The organism is Actinoplanes sp. NPDC048796, from assembly GCF_040650035.1.
Lineage (GTDB): Bacteria > Actinomycetota > Actinomycetes > Mycobacteriales > Micromonosporaceae > Actinoplanes.
On the sequence record NZ_JBEZGO010000008.1, the window covers coordinates 396812 to 413632 of the forward strand.

The window sequence follows — 16821 nt, forward strand, 5'->3', positions numbered from 1 at the left end:
GCGCCCGGGGACTGCTCACTCGCCAGGTCGTTCGCTGCCCAATCGATGCCCGGTCTCGGCCTCCCACAGCCGGTCGGTCAGCATTTCGACCGCCTTGGCCAGGTGCCGGCGGTAGGTACTGAACGGCAACCCCAGCGCCTCGGCCGCGGCTTCCTGCGAGGCCGCCGGTTTGAGGTACGTACGGTGAAGCACCGCCCGCAGACGTTCGCCCCTCGGTTCCTCGCCCAGGGCGTCCACCGCCTTGGCCAGGGCCGCCCGGACCGTCGCCGGGTCGCCGCCGAGCGCCGTGCCGGCCAGGGAACCGGCGTCGGCCCGGTGCAGCGCCGCCCGTACGGCCGAAGCGAATTGGTCCCTGCCCATCGGCGCCGGCCGGGTCAGCTCGGCCGGCGGCGGCCCGCTGCCACCGGTCTGCTCGCGCTCGTTCATCATCTCGAGCCAGGCGCCGACCGGGAAACGCCGCCAATCGTTGCCGTAGACCACATGCCGCCGCCCGTCGCAGTCGACCGACAGCAGCTCGCGGAAGCCGAGATAATCGAAGAACGGGCCCCAGAACCGGTCGTCCACTGTGGCCACGAACGCCCAGGCGAGCGGCCGCCCGCACCATTCGACGATCGACGACACCGAGCCGGCGAAGACCGCGTTCCGGTCGCTCTGCGATCCGTCCTCGCCGAGCAGGAACCGCGCGATGTCGACCTGCTCGCCCGGCCGCAGCGGCGCGGTGCGGCCGACGTACTCGAGGATCGCCCGGACGACCGGGTCCTCCCGTTCCAGAGCGAGACCGGCCGGCACGAGCGCGTGGTACGCGAAGCCGGACCCGCCGGCGATGACGCTCGCGCCCTCCGGGCGGGCGGCGAACCATTCCCGGGCCAGCGCCTCGGAACGCGGTCCGAGCTGATGCCCGATGTGGACGGCAACCGCCGCCAGTTCGCCCGGATGGGCCGGCACCACGGCGATCGATCCGTGTGCCCGTACGGCCCGGAACTCGGCACTGAAGGGCCCGCGCCGATGCAGATAGGCCAGCTGCTGGGCCAGAAGCTGCCGGTGCATGCCGGTCGCCGACCGCAGGCCGGTGACCACATAGTCGTGGATGATCCGGTGCAGTTCGCGGTAGCGGTCGGGCGAGCGGCGCTCGAACTCGGCGTCGAGCACCTCGCGGGTCAGGTCGTGCGGGAACAGCCCCTGCGGGCGGGCCGTGACGAACGGGCGGTCCCGCAGCCACTGCCACACGCGGGGAGCGTCGGCGTCACCGACCGTACGGCGCAACAGATCCTCGGTCGTGACCTGAGCCTTGGCGCAGGTGGCGAGCCCGAGCAGGTGCGCCTCGGACGGGGCGTCACGCATGACCGACGCGGTCAGGGCCGAGATGAGATCGGGCGCCTCGGCCAGGCTGCCGGGCACGTCACCGCCGGCCGACACCACATCGGCCAGCAGCGCCAGGGCCAGCGGATGCCCGCGGCCCAGCCGCATGATCGCCTCGCGGTTCCCGGCCGCGACGCCGGCCCGCTCGAGCAGGTCGGCGCTGGCGTTCGGATCAAGAGCCGACAATTGATGTACGGCGACGACGCCGCGCCAGCCCGGATCACACCGCCACGCCTGGACGGGCGGGTCGCGACCGGCCAGCACGACGATCCCGTCGTCGGGCAGCGCCGGCACGAGGTCGCGGCGCAGCCAGCCGTCGAGCGCGGCCAGATGCTCGTACCCGTCGACGAGCAGGACCTGCGGCTCGGCTCCGCCGACGGCACCCACGAAGTCCTCCGCGGTGGGCCGCAGATCCTGCCCGTCGACGTAGACCACCCGGCGCCCGGCCCGCCGCCCGCGCTCCCGCAGATGCAACAGCAGGGTGGTCTTGCCGATCCCGCCGGGCCCGTACACGAACAGCACGCGCCGCGACGTGCGGCCGGCGAGCGCCTCGTCGAAACAGGCCACCTCGGTGTCCCGCCCGGCGAAGCTCCGCCACCGCACGTCCTCGACGACATCGCCGAGCTTCGGCATCCCGCCAGTCTGGGGGCTCGCGGCGCGGGCCGCCGTCACCCACCCGACAAGTCTAGAAGGAGAACGTGCACATCACCTTGACCCCACCGGTGAACTCGGTCGTCTGCTCCGGCGACGGCCCGATCCGGTAGATGAAGTTGAGCTTCTTGCTGATGATGCCGCAATCGTCGGCGTACGAGGCGTCCTCGATCCACACCGGCCGTCCGCCCTGCCCGAGATAGGCGGTGTAGACGGCCGCCCCGAGGAACTGCCAGACCCCCTTGCAGGCGCCCTTCGTGTCAGCGACCTTGGCACTGATCTCCGCCGACAGCGCGGCCACTCCGGCCAGCCCGCCCGCCTTCTTGGCCTTCTTCACCTTCTTGACGGCATCCGACACGAAGCAGTGCATCTTCGCCGCCGCCGACGCCTCGGCGAAGTTCTCCACGATCTGATCGACATCACTCCCGCTGTAGTAGCGGGCCGTACTGGCCTGGGCCGGCACCGCGACAGCCAGCACCATCACGACGGCGGCCACCACGGCCACACCGATTTTCCTGAGCATGCGTGCTCCTCCGACAAGGGGTTACGACCGCCTCACCGTAGGAATCATCGCCCTTCTCGCACCATCACCGTAAATGCCCGACAAAACCACCAACCCGACCGATCCCGTACGGGGTCGTCAAACCGGCGACCTCCTCCGTGCGGCGCGTTGCCGTCCACGGTCGCCCAATTGGGCGGCCCCGCGTCGCTTCGGGAGACGCCGCCGCGCTTACTCCGGCTCGGAGTCGAACATCGGCAGTGGCACGAGGGCCGGCAGTCGAGGTCGAGCGGCGGCGCCGGGCTGGGCGGTCGTGGCACCGCGGCCTTTCCGAGCTCGCTTCGTCTTGGTGTTCGGCCGGCCGATGCTGTCGAACCGTGGTGATCAGTCCGTGGAGGAGGCCGGGGTCCAGCGGTTCTCGTGGCGGGCCAGGTGCAGGGGGCGGCGGGTGCGCCAGCCGTGGCGTTCCAGATCCGGGGTCTGTTCCAGGTGGGTGACCGGGCCCAAGCAGAGCCAGGCGACCGGGCGTACGCCGGCCGGGATGCCGAGCAGGTCGCTCAGGAAGTCCTCGCGGTAGAAGGACACCCACCCGACGCCCAGCTTCTCGGCGGTGGCGGCCAGCCACAGGTTCTGGATGGCCAGGCAGACCGAGTACAGGCCGGCGTCGGCGATCGCGTGGCGGCCCAGGACGGCCGGGCCGCCCCGGGACGGGTCGTACGTGACCGCGATCGACAGTGTGGACTCCAGGATGCCGTCGATTTTGATGCGGGCGAAGCGGGCCGCCGCCTCCGGGTCGTCGGCCAGGGTGGCCGCGAAGACGTCGCGCTCACTCTGGACGTGGGCATGGAACGCCTGGCGGACAAGAGGGTCGCGGACGATGATGAAGTCCCACGGCTGGGACAGGCCGACGCTGGGGGCGGCGTGGGCGGCCGCCAGCACGCGGTCCAGGGTCTCCGGGGCGATGGGGGCGCCGGTGAACTGGCCGCGTACGTCGCGGCGGGTGTGGATGACGTCGTACAGGTTCATGGACGGCGGGGCCCCTCGCTCCGAGTTCGTGCCACCGGGCAGGCTACCGGTCAGCCCTTGAGCGATCCCGTGCCGGGTTCGGTCGTGACGGCCAGGCAGAGGACGCGGGACTCCAGGCGGGCGGTGAACAGCAGGTAGTCCGCGTCGGCCGGGCGCGGGTGGCCGGCGTACGCGGTGAATTTGTCCCGGCAGGTCAGGTCGTCCTGCTCCGCGGTGGCCGTGGACCGGCCGAAGGTGGCGAACACCTCGCTGTCGTGCGAGGCCGAGCAGGGCACCGCGGTGACGTAGTCGTCCGACGACTGGTCGAGGTCTTTCAGGCAGTCGCCGGGGCGCAGGTCGCGGGTGCTGATGCTGCGTTCGCCGCGCAGGACGCCGGTGGCGTCACGGTCGGGGCCGTCGGCGGCGTCCCGGGCGATGGCGATGCCCGCGAACACCGCGATGGCCGAGAGCCACAGGCCGCAGACGCACAGGGCGACGATGGCGATGACCCGGCCGCGCCTGTCGCCGTTGCGCCGGCTCTGCCGCAGGCCCACGATAGCCAGGATGATGCTGATCAGGCCGACGCAGCCGAACAGCGACAGGACCAGCGCCGCGATGGAGAAACCGTTGGTGCGCGGCGGCGCCGGAGGGCTTTGAAGATCCACCGGCGCCACCGTACCGGCCATCGACGGCCGGCGCTGCCCCGATCAGCTGGTGGGACGGCTCCGCCAGAGCAGCCAGACGAAGTAGGGGGCGCCGATCAGCGCCGTCACCAGTCCCGCCGCCAATTGCGAGGGCGCGATGACCGTACGCCCGAGGGTGTCGGCCACGCTCACCAGCACGGCACCCAGGCCCACCGCGACCGGGACCGCCCGGGCGCTGCGGGAGCCGACCAGGGCGCGGGCCGCGTGCGGGGCGACCAGGCCGACGAAGGCGAGCGCACCCACCGCCGTCGCCGCGGCCGCGGTCAGCACCGCCGCCACCGTCAGCAGGCCGAGCCGGGCCCGGTTGAGCGGCACCCCGAGCAGCCTCGGCACGTCCTCGTCGAGGGAGACCAGGTCGAGCGTACGGCTGGAGACCATCGTGAGGGGAAGCGCGACCAGCAGCACCAGCGCGACCGGTACGACCTGCCCGATGCCGCGGCCGTACGTCGACCCGGCGAGCCAGGTCAGCGCCGTGCTCACGTTCCACGGGGAGATCACCACCACGACCAGGGTCGTGATCGCCGTGGCGGCCGCGCTGACCCCGACACCGACCAGCACGATCCGGTCGGAGGCGAGCCCGCGCCCGGCCGCCAGCCAGTAGACCAGGGCGAACGTGCCCAGCGCGAAGAGCGTGGCCACGCCCATCACCGGCCAGGCGCCGATGCCGGGGAAGAGCAGGACCACCGCGACCGCGCCGACGCTGGCGCCCGGTGTCACGCCGAGCAGGCTGGGCTCGGCCAGCGGGTTGCGGCAGACCGCCTGCACGATGGCGCCGGCCAGGGCCAGCGCCGCCCCGCCGAGCAGGGCCGCCAGCACACGCGGCCAGCGCTGGTCGAGCACGAAGCCGACCTGCCGGCCGGCGTTGCCGCTGATCCAGTTCAGGACGTCGCCGAGCAGGACGATCCGGTCGCCGAGCAGCAGGCCGGCGATCAGCGCGGCGACCAGGAGCACCGCGATCAGTACGGAGACGGTGACGACCCACGGGCGGGAGTGGACGGTGCCGTGGGCGCCGCGGGCCGGCGCCGCGGCCGGGCCGCCGTCGCGCAGCTTGCGGGCCAGCCAGACCAGCACGACGGCGCCGGCCAGGGTGGTGACGATGCCGGTGGGCACCGAGATGGCCACGTCGGCCGGCAGGGCGAGCCGCAGCAGCACGTCGGCCCCGACCACGATCAGGGCGCCGCAGAGCCCGGTGAACGGCAGCAGCAGCAGGTGCCGGCCGAGCCCGGGCACGCGCCGGGCCACCAGCCGGGCGATCACCGGGGCGGACAGGCCGACGAATCCGATCGGGCCGGCCACGGTCACCGAGATCGCGGCCAGCAGCACCGCCGTGACGACCGACAGGACCCGGGTGCGGCGGACGTCGACGCCGAGCACCCGGGCCGAGTCGTCGCCGAGGCCGAGCACGTCGAGCCGGTGCGCCAGCAGCAGTGCGGCCAGCACGCCGATCGCGACCACCGGCGCCGTCAGCTTGACGTTCTCGCTGCCGGACTGGACGGTCGTGCCGCTGCCCCAGGCGAACAGGCCGACGGTGTTCTGCTGGAACAGCAGCAGGAGTACGGAGGTGAGCGCGTTCAGCGCGAGCGCGACGGCCGAGCCGGCCAGCACCAGCCGAGTCGGCCCGGCGGCGCCGCCCCGCGAGACGAGCAGGACGACACCGGCCGCGAGCAGGCCGCCCACGAAGGCGACGAGCCCGCCCACCACGAACGGTACCGCGACCCCGAAGGCGGCCACGGCCACCACGGCCACGTAGGCGCCGGCGTTCACGGCGAGGGTGTCGGGGGAGGCCAGCGGGTTGCGGGCCACCGACTGCAGGACCGCGCCGGCGACGCCGACCGCGATGCCGACGAGCAGGGCCGCCGCGAGCCGGGGGAGGCGGCTGGCCACGAGGACCGCCACCGCCTCGTCGTTCTCGCCGGCCCACGGGTTGATCGCCTTGAGCAGTTCGCCCACGCCCATGGCCGCGGTGCCCTGCGTGAGGTGCACCGCGGCCAGGACGGCGAGCAGCACGACCGCCACGGCGAAGACCGCCACCACGCCGTACACCCTTTTCAGCGGCGCCGCCGTCACCGGCGAAATCGTGCTGGTCATCGACTCAGGCGGTCAGGGCGCTGGTGAGGGCGTCGATGTAAGCGTTCGCCGAGGCGGGGCCGCCGAACATCCAGATGCCGTCCGGGACGCGCTTGACCTGGTTGGCGGTGACGAACGGGAGCTGCTTCCACACCGCGTTGGTCTTCAGCGAGTCGGTGAAGTCGCCGCCGTCCGCGTCGTTGGCCACGTACAGGAAGGCGGTCGACGGGTCCTTGAGCTTGGTCAGGCCCTCGACGTCGGTCTGGGCCAGGCCGTAGTCCTTGTCGCCGCCGGTGGTCCACTGGTTCTTCAGGCCCAGCTCGTTGGCGATGGCGCCGAAGAACGAGGTCGGCGTGTAGAAGCGCAGCGAGACGGTGCCGGCGTCGACCCAGCCGTCGGCCATGGCGAACGCGGCGCCGGACTTGTTGGCCTTGGCCAGCGCGTCCTTGCCGGCCGCGACCTTGGCGTCGAAACCGGCCAGCAGCTCGGTGGCCTTGGCCTGGGTGCCGGTGGCCTGCGCGAGGGTGTTCACCGTCTTGCGCATGTAGCCGATCGGGTCGGCGCCGTCCGAGCCGCGCAGGGTGAGGACGGGCGCCTGCTTGGCGATCGAGGCGATCACGTTCTCGGGCAGGTCCTTGGTGGTGACGACCAGGTCGGGCTTGAGGGCCACGATGGAGTCGAGGCTGGGCTCACCGCGCTGGCCGACGTCCGGGGTGGAGGCGTCGATCGGGGCGCTCTTGTCCCAGTTGTTGTAGCCCTTGACGTCGGCCTGGCCGACCGGCTTCACGCCGAGCGCGACCAGGTTCTCGGTGAGCCCCCACTCCAGTGAGACGACGTTCTTGGCGGGCGCGTCGAGGTGGACGGCGCCGCGCTCGTCGGTCAGGTCGACCGGTCCGCTCGAGACGGCCGGGGCCGCGGCGGCCTCGTCGGCCGGGTCCTCGGTGGTGCCGCAGGCGGCCGTGATCAGCAGGGCGCTGAACGCGACGCCGGCCGCGAAAGCTCGGCGGGTGAGAGCCATGAGAAAAATGTCCCTTTCAATAATCAGGAGGCGAGCGACCGGCTGGTGTGCCGGCCGATGGGGCGTGTGCGGACGTGGCCGTCGTCGCCGACGGACACCTCGATGCGCAGGCCGTAGATGTCACTGAGCAGGTCGGTGGTGAGCACCTCGGCCGGCCGCCCGTCGGCGCGCACGACGCCCTGGCACATCAGCACGATCCGGTCGGCGACCGCGGCCGCCTGGTCGAGGTCGTGCAGCACCACGCCGACCGCCACGCCGTGCTCGTCGGCGAGTTCACGGACGATGTCGAGGATCTCCACCTGGTAGCGCAGGTCGAGGAAGGTGGTGGGCTCGTCGAGCAGGACCACGCCGGTGTCCTGGGCCAGGCAGGTGGCGAGCCAGACGCGCTGCAGCTCGCCGCCGGACAGCTCGTCCACGGCGCGGTCGGCCATGGCGTGCACGCCGGTCATGGCCATCGCCTTGTCCACATGGGCCGGGCCGTCGGGGTCACCCGAGCCGAAGCGTCCCCGGTAGGGGTGCCGTCCGTAGGCGACCACGTCGCGTACGGAAACGCCTCCGGGTGTCGGCCTGGACTGCGTCAGAAGGGTGACCTGCCGCGCGAAGTCCTTCGGCTTGAGGGCGGCGGCGTCGGCGCCGTCCAGCGCGACGGTGCCCGACTGCGGGGTGTGCAGCCGCGCGAGCGAGCGCAGAAGGGTGGACTTGCCGGAACCGTTGGGCCCCACGAGGGCCACGACGGTGCCGGCGTGCAACTCGATGCCCGCGCCGTGCACGACGGTCCGGCCGTCGTAGGCGAGCGTCAGATCGGCTCCGGTGAGCGCCGCATCCCTGGTCATGAAGGTGAGGCTAACCTAAATCCGAGCGCGGCTCGAATCACGGGTCATAACGAATCAAGATCATGTATGTGTTTAGGGTGAGGTCATGATCGCGCACCCCGGGCTCCGCTTCACCGACCACACCGTGACCGTGCCGCTCGACCACAGCGACGCCGGCCGGGGCACGATCGAGGTCTTCGCCCGCGAGGTCGTCGCCTCCGACAAGGCCGCCGACGACCTGCCCTGGCTGCTCTACCTGCAGGGCGGTCCGGGCGGCAAGTCACCGCGGCCGCCGCGCTCCGGCAGCTGGATCGCCCGCGCGGTCAAGACCCACCGGGTGCTGCTGCTCGACCAGCGCGGAACGGGCCGCAGCACGCCGCTCGGCACGCACTCGGTGAAGCACTTCCGGGCCGACAGCATCGTGGCCGACTGCGAGATCCTGCGGGCCCGGCTGGCCGGCGGGCAGCGCTGGGACACGCTCGGCCAGAGCTACGGCGGCTTCGTCACCATGACCTACCTGTCGCACGCGCCGCACGGCATCCGCACGGCCTACGTGACCGGCGGCCTGCCCGGCCTGACCGCCACCGCCGACGAGGTCTACGCCCGCACGTATCCGCGGGTGGCCGCCAAGAACGCCGAGTACTACCGGGCGTTCCCGGAGGACCGGGCCAAGGTCCGGGCGATCGCCGACCGGCTCGCCGCCGAGGACGTCCGGCTGCCCGACGGCGACCGGCTCACCGTCGAGCGCTTCCGGACGCTGGGCAGCGCGTTCGGCATGAGCTACGGCTACGCCCAGGTGCACTGGCTGCTCGACGAGGCCTTCACCGACTCTTTCCGGTACGAGGTCATGCAGCTCACCGGCTTCGTCGGCCAGCCGCTGTACGCGCTGCAGGAGTACATCTACGGTCAGGGCTCCGGCGCCACGAACTGGGCGGCCGCCCGCGCTCTCGCGACGAGGCCGGAATTCGCCGCCGGCGCCGACCCGCTGCTGTTCACCGGCGAGATGATGTACCCCTGGATGTTCGAGCAGATCCGGGCGCTGCGCCCCTACGCCGCCGTCGCCGAACAGCTGGCCGCCGTCGACGACTGGCCGCTGCTCTACGACCCCACGATGCTGGCCGCCAACGAGGTGCCGGTCTACGCGGCCGTCTACGCCGACGACATGTACGTCGACCTGGGCCTGTCGCTCGAGACGGCGGCCGCGGTCGGCAACGTCCGCACCTGGATCACCAACGAGCACGAGCACGACGGCCTGCGCACCTCGGGCGAGGACGTGCTCGGCCACCTCATGGACATGGCCGCCTTCACCAGGTGAAACGTCCCGGATAGCTCACCTCGGCCAGCCGCGCCTGACCCTCGGTGCTCGGATGGAAGTAGTCGATCCGGTTGACCAGCTCGAGGTCGAAGCGCACGTTGTGCACCTCTCCCGAGTCCCAACGGCATTTCTTCCCGTACGCCCGGCAGGCGTCCGCCAGCGCGTCGTTGTACCCGTCGATGCGCCGGGCGACCTGGCGGCGACGGCTCTCGTCGGCCTCCGCCGTGGAGGTGGGACGGGCCAGCAGGGACGGGCAGATGCCGGCGTTCCACGCCCGTACGGCCTTCTCGTTGCCGTGCCCGACGTCCCACAGCCGGTAGAGGTCGGGGATGCTCACCATCAGCACGCGCGCCTTGGGCAGGCCCTTCTTGAGCCGGTCGAGCCCGGCACCGACCCGCTGCCGGAACGTGGCGACCGGGGTCATGCCCGGCACGCTGGCGGCGCAGGCGTCGTTCGAGCCGATCAGGATCGTCACGTACTGGGCCTTGACGTTCACCGCCTTGCGGGCCTGGGCCGCGAGGTCGGCCGAGTCGGCGCCGGACTGGGCGAAGTTGTAGGCCTTGCCCTTGATGGCCGCGCTCTTGTCCCGGATGCGCCGGTAGTGACTGTCCACCGCCGAGTCGCTGCCGGTCGCCCAGGACCGGCGCTCGCAGGCGACCAGCGCGAAACAGCTCGCGAACCCGACGGTGATCGAGTCACCGAGGGCGGCCATCGACGACGGGTAGGACTTCGAGGAGCCGGTCGGCTTCGGATCGGCCGCGCCCGTGCCCTCCTCGCAGGCCAGCGCGAACACACCGAGCAGGGCGAGTACGGCGAGGTGCCAGCGACGCATCCCATCCCCAAGATTCACCGAGAGTGACGACATGGCCACTCTACAGTGCCGGGGCATTCCACCCGGTCCGTGACCCACGCGCCCCGGGACACCGTTCGGGTGGTCTCACCGAGCCCGGTCGGCGACCTGGAGCTTGGCGACGACGCTGGAGACGTGATGGCGTACGGTCCTCGGGCTGAGCCCCAGCCGCTCGGCTATCTGCTGGTTGGTCAGATGCCGCGCGACCAGGCTCAAGATCTGCCGCTCCGGGTCGCTGAGCTCCGGCAACGCCCCCTCCTGGCGCCGATCGGGTCCCGGGAAGTACCCCATCAGCCGTACGGCCAGAGCCGCACCGAAGATCGCCTCCCCGGCGGCCACCGCCCGTACGGCCCGCAGCAGCTCCGCCTTGCGGGCTCCCTTGGGTACGTGGCCGCGGGCGCCCGCCCGCATCGCCGCGAACACCGAGTCGTCGTCATCGGCCGTGCTCAGCACCAGCACCCGCACGTTCGGCACGGCCCGCACCAGCCGCTCGGTGGCGGCGACACCGCCCGTCCCCGGCATGGCCAGGTCGATCAGCACGACGTCCGGCCGCAGCCGGGGCGTCATGACGAGGGCCTGCTCGCCGCTGGCCGCGTCGTCGGCCACCTCGATGTCCTCGGACGTCTCCAGCAGCGCCCGCAGCCCCTGTCGGAAGGCCGCGTGGCCGTCCACGATCAGCGCCCGGATCGGCTCCGTCACCGCAGTCCCTCCCGCGCGGGCCAGGGCCTCTCGGCTCCGTCCCGCATGGATGTCAGCCCAACCCCCGGCCGTACGCAATGGGTCCGCCTCCGCCCGTCATCACCGACCTCGACCACCAGCCGCCCAACGGCCGACCGGGCACCGGAGTGACGGCACACATCGGTCACCGCCGCCGCTCCGCCCTTGATACGCCGAAGGTGGCGCGGCCGGAACCGCCCCGACGGGAAGCGGACTCGAACGACGGTATTTTGGTGCGATGAGTCAGCTTGAGGACGTGGCCGCCCGTGATGGCTGGCGCTGCTGGGTGTGCGACGAGCCGGTGGACCCCGACATGCCGGTGAACGACCCCCGGGGGCCCAGCGTCGACGCCCGTACCGCCGACCGCAAGGCGAAGATTCCCGAGCGCCTGGCCCACCGGGCCTGCAACACCCGCAAGGGCGCGGTGAAGGTGACCATCGCCTGGCCCGGCCACCTGCACGTCACCGAACCGGCTCCGCTGATCGCCGTGGCCGACCGGCTGGAACGCAAGGGCGGCCGCGAACTGGTGGCCCGGTGCCCGACCAGGAAGGACGCCCAGGCCACCGCCGACTGGCTGGTGGACCGCTTCTCCCGCCTGCTGCCCACCCGGCCGGTGTCGGCCACCGTCGACCCGGGCGCCGGCCAGTTCCTGGTCACCCTGGTTCGCCGCTGACCATGGCGGGCCGGCGCTACAACTGCTCCTGCGGCAAGAAGCGCTACCGCGACGAGGAAGCGGCGCTCGCCGCCGCGGCCGAGGACACCCGGGCGTACGGCGAGACCGTCACCGTCTACCGCTGCCCCGGCGGCCTGGCCTGGCACCTGACCGCCCACGGCTTCGTGCCGGAGGCGCTGCGCTCGGCCGGGCGCCGGGTGGCCTACGCGCTGCTGTCCCACGAGTCACTGGACTGGTCGTCGTTGGACGGCCGCGACACGCGGGCCGCGCGGCGCATCGTCGCCCTCGGCCTCGCGTCCGGCCCGCCGCCGGGCACGCTGCGCGCCACCGACCGCGCGGGCCTGACGCGCGTCGTCCAGATCGGCCTCGACGCCTACGCCGCCGGCGGTCACTCGTAGCAGCCGCGCCGGTCGCTCTCCACCTGCACGTAGACGACCTTGCTCTTCTCGATGTTGATCCGGTAGTGGGCGCCGTCGCCCTTCACGACGTCGACCAGTGCGTCACCGGCGGTGCGCTTGGCCGGGGGCGTCTCGTCCCCGTCGCCGCGCCAGGTGAGCTGCGGGTACGCCTGGCGCACCGCGGCCAGCGTACTGCCCGGCTTGATCCCCTCCGCCGTCTTCTGGCCGCCGAACGAGTCGATCGCCCGCAGCCCGTACTTGCCGTTGAAGATCATCCAGTCCTCGTCCGACTGCCCCTTCCAGTGCGCGGAGACGCAGGCGTCGGGCCCGGAACCGTGCTGCTCGGCGTTGACGACGATGAGACCGGTCGCCTTGGCCGCCTTCAAACTCATCCCCACCTTCAACGGCCCGATCCGATCCGGCCGAATCGTGAACTTGGCCGGATCGGTGTGCCCCGCCTCCGTCGGCTGGCCGGTCTCCGTCGGCCGGCCAGTCGGCGTGGCCGCCGGAGCTTCGGTGGCCGGAGTCGTGGCCGGCGCCGAAGTAGGAGCCGAGGCAGGAGTCGTGGGAGCGGCCTGCCCGCTCGGCGTTGTGGTGTCGCTGCAGGCGGCAGCCAGGACGACCAGGCTGGTAGCACCAAAGATCTGAACGAGACGACGCATCGGAATGTCCTTCCCCGTGGGTTCCTCTTGCCCGAGTCAGCATTCCGGCTCACCGCCCCCGGCGAATCACGGATACGTGCCAACGAACGGGTGACGATCGAGCCGGCCGCGGTGATCATCACCTAGACTTTCGACGTCATCCGCCACCAACTGGCTCGGCGAGATGATCGGCAGGAGTGTTCGAAGGCGACGCGATCGTCTTCGTTGACTGCCGTGCCCTGCTGACCGGTCGAGTCAGGCGTCTTCATCGCGGCGTCATCGATCCGCCGGCAGGATTGCTGCTCGCTCGTACTTGGCGATCCCATACGCGAGAGGGTCACGCGACTTCGTGTCAGGTTCGACTGCCAAAGAAAGGATGCGGCGTGGCGAACATCGCCATCTAGCTCTAAGCGGGAATGGGAGAGATCACCCTGTGGACCATAATCGCAGTGGCGGCCTCATCCCTCCTGGCATTGCTCGCGCTTTTCCTGCTCTGCGTCGTTGCGATGGTCTTCGCGGCATGGAAAGGCGTAAAGACGTATGTCAGGGTCACCAAACAAGGCGAATTCCACATAGAGCCAGGGAACCTTGGTCAGGTTTCCGCCCAGAGGGATGACGACCAACCGTTAGTTGTCGACGCCAGCGGTGCGGCGTCGACGGTCTCCACGCAGGAAGAGTTACCACCCCCGAAGGCCGCGCGCAGGCGCGGACGAGGCCCCGGCCGGAACGGGGGTGAGAAGACATAACGCGGGAACCCTCGGAGGCTCATCCGAGGGTTCCGCTGTGTCTCGTGGCCGATGGTCTACCGTCGCGTTCGGCGATCGTGAAAGGGGCCGGGGGCTCCCGGACATGTGTGAGGGTGGACCCTGTGAACGTGGAGGGGCGCCGGCGGCGGTTCGAGGCCCTGGCCCCCGCGGTGATCGAGGCGGTGCGGCGCTATCTGGTGCGGCGCACCGACGCGGCCACCGCGGACGACGTGCTGTCCGAGACGCTGCTCGTGTGCTGGCGGCGGCTGGACGAGATGCCCGAGGAGCACCTGCCGTGGGCGTACGGGGTCGCCCGTAACTGCCTGGCCAACGCTGAGCGGAGCCGCCGGCGGCAGGCCCGGCTGTTCGCGCGCATCGCGACGATCGATCCGCCCCGGCCGGTGACCGACGGGCCCGAGCCCGAGGACGACGAGCTCGCCACCGCCATGGCGCGGCTGCGGGACGCCGACGCCGAGCTTCTGCGGCTCTGGGCCTGGGAAGACCTCACGCCCCCGCAGATCGGCGTCGTGCTCGGCGTCTCGGCCAACGCGGCCTCCATCCGGCTGCACCGGGCCAAGGAGAAACTGCGCGAGGAATTGCGAAAGGCCGCGGCGGCGGCCGGACATGAGGGGGAGACAGAGGGGAGCCGGCCATGACCGACGACGAGCTGCGGGCGCGACTGCGCCGCGCCGATCCGGCCCGGGACATCGCGCCGGCCTCCCCGCACCGCTTCCCGCTGGAGGAAATCATGACCACCGCCACGCCCGCGCCGCCCCGCAAACGCCCGCTCATCGCGCTGGCCGCGGCGGCCCTCGTGCTGGTGGCCGCCGGCATCGGCTGGCTGACGCTTCGACCCGAGGAGACACCGACCGTGACCACCCAGGAACTGCGAACCGTCCAGTTGACCGCCACGGGCGTACAGGCCAAGTGTGTCGAACCCACCGCCGAAGTCCTCGCCGAGGAGGCCGACTTCGCCTTCGCCGGCACCGTCACCGCCGTCGAGGGCACCACCGTCACGCTCGACGTCACCCGCGTCTACCGGGGCTCCGCCGCCGACCAGGTGCGGATCGCGCAGGCCGGCGACTCCTCCGAGCAGATGATGGGCAGCGGCAAGTTCGAGAACGGCAAGAAGTACCTGGTCGCGTCGGCCGAGACCAGCATGCTGATCTGCGGCTACAGCGGCGAGGCGGACGCCGAAGGCCTCCAGGGCCTGTACGACCGGGCGTTCGCCTAAGTTGGAGGCATGCCGCGCCGTGCCGTCTCGTTCCTGATCGCCCTGTTGGCCGTCCTGCTGGCGGCGTCACCGGCCCGTGCCGAGGCGCCGCAGCGGCTCGACAACCAGTTCACCGATGCCTCCGGCTGGATCGACAACCGGGCGCCGGCCGAGAACGCGGTCCAGGACCTGCAGGACAAGACCGGCATCCAGCTCTGGGTGGTGCTCGTCGACTCGTTCGACGGCACCCCGGCCCAGAGCTGGACCGACGAGACGGCGCGGCTCAGCGACCTCGGCGACCGGGACGCGCTTCTCGCGATCGCGGTCGAGGACCGGTCGTACGCCTACTCGTTCCCCGACGACGCGCGCATCTCCGACAAAGAGCTGGCCGAGGTCGCCGAGAAGGACATCGAGCCCGCGCTCAGGAAGGGTGACTGGTCCGGCGCCGTCGTGGCCGCCGCCGAGGGCTACCAGGACGCCGCCTCCGGCGGCAGCGGCCTGATCTGGGCCGTCCTCATCGTGCTGCTCGTCGTGGTGGCCGGCCTGGCCTGGGTTTTCCTGCGGCGCCGCCGCCGTGCCGCCGCGCCCGCGCCGGCACCGGCCGGTCCGACCGAGGCCGAGCTGTCGAGCCGGGCCAACGCGCTGCTGGTCGAGCTCGACGACGACCTGCGGGCCAGCGAGCGGGAACTGGAACTGGCCACCGCTCAGTACGGCGAGCCGGCCACCGCACAGTTCCGGTCCGCCCTCGACGAGGCCCGCCGCAACGTGGGCGAGGCCTTCCAGCTGCGGATGACGCTCGACGAGAAGCCCACCCCCGGCGACCGCTCCAAGCTGACCCGCATCATCGAGCTGTGCGAGGCCGCCGACAAGCGCCTCGACGACGAGTCGGACGCCTTCGATCGCCTGCGCGACCTGGAGTCCCGCGCGGCCGAGGTCGCCGACGAGGTCGACCGCCGCCGCGCCCGGATCGAGGCGGCCGTGCCCGGCGCCGAGGCGACCGTGCGCGACCTGCAGGCCCGGTTCTCCGGCGGCGCCGTCACCGCGATCACCGGCAACGCCGACCAGATCCGCGAGCGCCTGGCCTTCGCCGCCGACTCCGCGCGCCAGGCCCGCGAGGCTCTCACCCAGGGCAGAAACCCCGAGGCGGCGCTTGCTGTACGGGGCGGGGAGCAGGCCGTCGATCAGGCGGACCACCTGGTGCGGGCGATCGAGCGGGCCGCCACCGAGCTGCCCGCGGCCCGGTCCGCCGCCGACGGCCTGCTGGCCGAGGTGACCGCCGAGACCGCCGCCGGCCGCGCCGCGCTGACCGGCGGGGGAGAGGTGCCCCCGGGCCTGGCCGCCGCGGTCACCGGCGGCGAGCAGGTGCTGGCCGAGGTGCGCGCCGCCCTGGCCGCCGACCGCCCCGACCCGGTCGCGGCCGTGGCCCGCCTGCAGAGCGCCGACGCCGCCCTGGACGCCGCGCTGGCCGCCGCCCGCGACGCCGCCGAGCGGAGCGCCCACGCCCGCAGTATGCTGGCCCAGGCCCTGCCGGTGGCCCGGGCCGAGGTCTTCGCGGCCAACGACTTCATCACCACCCGCCGCGGCGCCGTCGACTACAGCGCCCGCGCCGCCCTCTCCGAGGCCCAGCGCCACCTGTCCCGGGCCGAGAGCCTGGCCGCTTCCGACCCGGTGACCGCCCTGTCCGAGGCCCAGCAGGCGCACCAGCTGGCCTCCCAAGCCGGCCAGTCCGCCCGCGTCGACGTCCAGAGCTGGGGCGGCGCCGGCCCCTACGGCCGCCCGGGCGGCTTCGACGCCGGCGCTTTCGCCGGCGCCGTCCTGGGCGGCATCCTGGCCGGCGGCGGCCGCTCACCGGGTGGCTTCGGAGGCAGCAGCCGCCGCGGCGGCGGAGGCGGCCACTCCACCGGAGGCGGCCGCCGAGGCGGAGGCGGCCGCTTCTGACCTCGTCCCCGCGGATGCCAAGCCGTGAACGGACATGGCACACCGGTAGCGGCGGAGTTGGCCGCTGAGGTGGGGGAGCTCCGGCTTCTCGTCATTCGGCGCCGTGGGGCCCGAGCTAGGTGTGCTGTCCAGGGAGGTTGGTCGAGGTGGTGTGACGAGTTGATCTGACTCTGGACGGGTGAAGGCCTCCGGTTGTGGAGTGGAGCTGTCTAGGA

General features: G+C 72.2%; 16 protein-coding genes. 6 read left to right on the top strand and 10 right to left on the bottom strand.

The annotated features are described in order from the left end of the window. Positions 1-15 precede the first annotated feature (15 nt). The 7 genes from AB0C26_RS31190 to AB0C26_RS31220 form a co-directional block, all read right to left on the bottom strand. Positions 16-1992: an AAA family ATPase gene (locus AB0C26_RS31190; RefSeq protein ID WP_360254742.1), complete on the bottom strand. Its 1977-nt coding sequence runs from the start codon at positions 1990-1992 to the stop codon at positions 16-18. A 52-nt stretch (positions 1993-2044) separates the two neighbouring features. Next, positions 2045-2533, bottom strand: a complete 489-nt coding sequence (locus AB0C26_RS31195; RefSeq protein WP_360254744.1) for a hypothetical protein — start codon at positions 2531-2533, stop codon at positions 2045-2047. A 360-nt stretch (positions 2534-2893) separates the two neighbouring features. Beyond that, entirely contained in the window at positions 2894-3535 is a 642-nt protein-coding gene (bluB, locus tag AB0C26_RS31200) for a 5,6-dimethylbenzimidazole synthase (protein ID WP_360254746.1), read from the bottom strand. 50 nt (positions 3536-3585) lie between these two features. Beyond that, positions 3586-4179 carry a DUF4190 domain-containing protein gene (locus AB0C26_RS31205; protein ID WP_360254748.1) on the bottom strand — a complete coding sequence of 198 codons (594 nt, stop codon included), beginning with the start codon at positions 4177-4179 and terminating at the stop codon, positions 3586-3588. Positions 4180-4221: 42 nt separating this feature from the next. Then, complete coding sequence (locus AB0C26_RS31210) at positions 4222-6306, bottom strand: iron ABC transporter permease (RefSeq protein WP_360254750.1); 2085 nt, start codon at positions 6304-6306, stop codon at positions 4222-4224. 4 nt (positions 6307-6310) lie between these two features. Next, positions 6311-7303 (bottom strand): iron-siderophore ABC transporter substrate-binding protein, encoded by a 993-nt coding sequence (locus AB0C26_RS31215; RefSeq protein ID WP_360254752.1) that lies wholly within the window; start codon positions 7301-7303, stop codon positions 6311-6313. A 23-nt stretch (positions 7304-7326) separates the two neighbouring features. Continuing rightward, positions 7327-8136: an ABC transporter ATP-binding protein gene (locus AB0C26_RS31220; RefSeq protein ID WP_360254754.1), complete on the bottom strand. Its 810-nt coding sequence runs from the start codon at positions 8134-8136 to the stop codon at positions 7327-7329. Between the two features lie 85 nt (positions 8137-8221). Here AB0C26_RS31220 and AB0C26_RS31225 point away from each other — a divergent pair, with 85 nt between their 5' ends. After that, complete coding sequence (locus AB0C26_RS31225; protein ID WP_360254756.1) at positions 8222-9430, top strand: alpha/beta fold hydrolase; 1209 nt, start codon at positions 8222-8224, stop codon at positions 9428-9430. On the opposite strand, the gene AB0C26_RS31230 is transcribed toward AB0C26_RS31225, so the two are convergent. Both AB0C26_RS31230 and AB0C26_RS31235 read right to left on the bottom strand, forming a co-directional pair. Continuing rightward, positions 9420-10262 carry a GDSL-type esterase/lipase family protein gene (locus tag AB0C26_RS31230; RefSeq protein ID WP_360254758.1) on the bottom strand — a complete coding sequence of 281 codons (843 nt, stop codon included), beginning with the start codon at positions 10260-10262 and terminating at the stop codon, positions 9420-9422. The genes AB0C26_RS31225 and AB0C26_RS31230 overlap by 11 nt on opposite strands. A 105-nt stretch (positions 10263-10367) precedes the next feature. Continuing rightward, the gene (locus tag AB0C26_RS31235) at positions 10368-10979 is read right to left on the bottom strand and encodes a response regulator transcription factor (RefSeq protein ID WP_360254760.1); all 612 of its coding nucleotides are present in this window, start codon (positions 10977-10979) and stop codon (positions 10368-10370) included. A gap of 256 nt (positions 10980-11235) precedes the next feature. On the opposite strand from AB0C26_RS31235, the gene AB0C26_RS31240 reads away from it, so the two are divergent. Next, positions 11236-11670, top strand: a complete 435-nt coding sequence (locus tag AB0C26_RS31240) for a hypothetical protein (RefSeq protein ID WP_360254762.1) — start codon at positions 11236-11238, stop codon at positions 11668-11670. A gap of 2 nt (positions 11671-11672) precedes the next feature. Then, positions 11673-12068 (top strand): hypothetical protein, encoded by a 396-nt coding sequence (locus tag AB0C26_RS31245; RefSeq protein ID WP_360254764.1) that lies wholly within the window; start codon positions 11673-11675, stop codon positions 12066-12068. Here the strand turns inward: AB0C26_RS31245 and AB0C26_RS31250 are convergent. After that, on the bottom strand, positions 12059-12460 hold the full coding sequence (locus AB0C26_RS31250; RefSeq protein ID WP_360254766.1) for a hypothetical protein: 402 nt from the start codon (positions 12458-12460) through the stop codon (positions 12059-12061). The two genes, AB0C26_RS31245 and AB0C26_RS31250, sit on opposite strands and share 10 nt — an antisense overlap. A gap of 1117 nt (positions 12461-13577) precedes the next feature. On the opposite strand from AB0C26_RS31250, the gene AB0C26_RS31255 reads away from it, so the two are divergent. From AB0C26_RS31255 to AB0C26_RS31265, 3 genes are read left to right on the top strand one after another with little or no spacing between them, the layout of a single operon-like run. Then, positions 13578-14111 carry a sigma-70 family RNA polymerase sigma factor gene (locus AB0C26_RS31255; protein WP_360254768.1) on the top strand — a complete coding sequence of 178 codons (534 nt, stop codon included), beginning with the start codon at positions 13578-13580 and terminating at the stop codon, positions 14109-14111. Then, positions 14108-14689 (top strand): hypothetical protein, encoded by a 582-nt coding sequence (locus tag AB0C26_RS31260; protein ID WP_360254770.1) that lies wholly within the window; start codon positions 14108-14110, stop codon positions 14687-14689. The genes AB0C26_RS31255 and AB0C26_RS31260 overlap by 4 nt, the downstream gene beginning before the upstream one ends. Before the next feature lie 9 nt (positions 14690-14698). Continuing rightward, positions 14699-16606: a TPM domain-containing protein gene (locus AB0C26_RS31265; protein ID WP_360254772.1), complete on the top strand. Its 1908-nt coding sequence runs from the start codon at positions 14699-14701 to the stop codon at positions 16604-16606. Positions 16607-16821: the final 215 nt, after the last annotated feature.

Coding starts and splice junctions, on each gene's coding strand:
- AB0C26_RS31190 (WP_360254742.1), bottom strand. CDS start 1,992: ATGCCGAAGCTCGGCGATGTCGTCGAGGACGTGCGGTGGCGGAGCTTC.
- AB0C26_RS31195 (WP_360254744.1), bottom strand. CDS start 2,533: ATGCTCAGGAAAATCGGTGTGGCCGTGGTGGCCGCCGTCGTGATGGTG.
- bluB (WP_360254746.1), bottom strand. CDS start 3,535: ATGAACCTGTACGACGTCATCCACACCCGCCGCGACGTACGCGGCCAG.
- AB0C26_RS31210 (WP_360254750.1), bottom strand. CDS start 6,306: ATGACCAGCACGATTTCGCCGGTGACGGCGGCGCCGCTGAAAAGGGTG.
- AB0C26_RS31215 (WP_360254752.1), bottom strand. CDS start 7,303: ATGGCTCTCACCCGCCGAGCTTTCGCGGCCGGCGTCGCGTTCAGCGCC.
- AB0C26_RS31220 (WP_360254754.1), bottom strand. CDS start 8,136: ATGACCAGGGATGCGGCGCTCACCGGAGCCGATCTGACGCTCGCCTAC.
- AB0C26_RS31225 (WP_360254756.1), top strand. CDS start 8,222: ATGATCGCGCACCCCGGGCTCCGCTTCACCGACCACACCGTGACCGTG.
- AB0C26_RS31230 (WP_360254758.1), bottom strand. CDS start 10,262: ATGCGTCGCTGGCACCTCGCCGTACTCGCCCTGCTCGGTGTGTTCGCG.
- AB0C26_RS31240 (WP_360254762.1), top strand. CDS start 11,236: ATGAGTCAGCTTGAGGACGTGGCCGCCCGTGATGGCTGGCGCTGCTGG.
- AB0C26_RS31245 (WP_360254764.1), top strand. CDS start 11,673: ATGGCGGGCCGGCGCTACAACTGCTCCTGCGGCAAGAAGCGCTACCGC.
- AB0C26_RS31250 (WP_360254766.1), bottom strand. CDS start 12,460: ATGAGTTTGAAGGCGGCCAAGGCGACCGGTCTCATCGTCGTCAACGCC.
- AB0C26_RS31260 (WP_360254770.1), top strand. CDS start 14,108: ATGACCGACGACGAGCTGCGGGCGCGACTGCGCCGCGCCGATCCGGCC.
- AB0C26_RS31265 (WP_360254772.1), top strand. CDS start 14,699: ATGCCGCGCCGTGCCGTCTCGTTCCTGATCGCCCTGTTGGCCGTCCTG.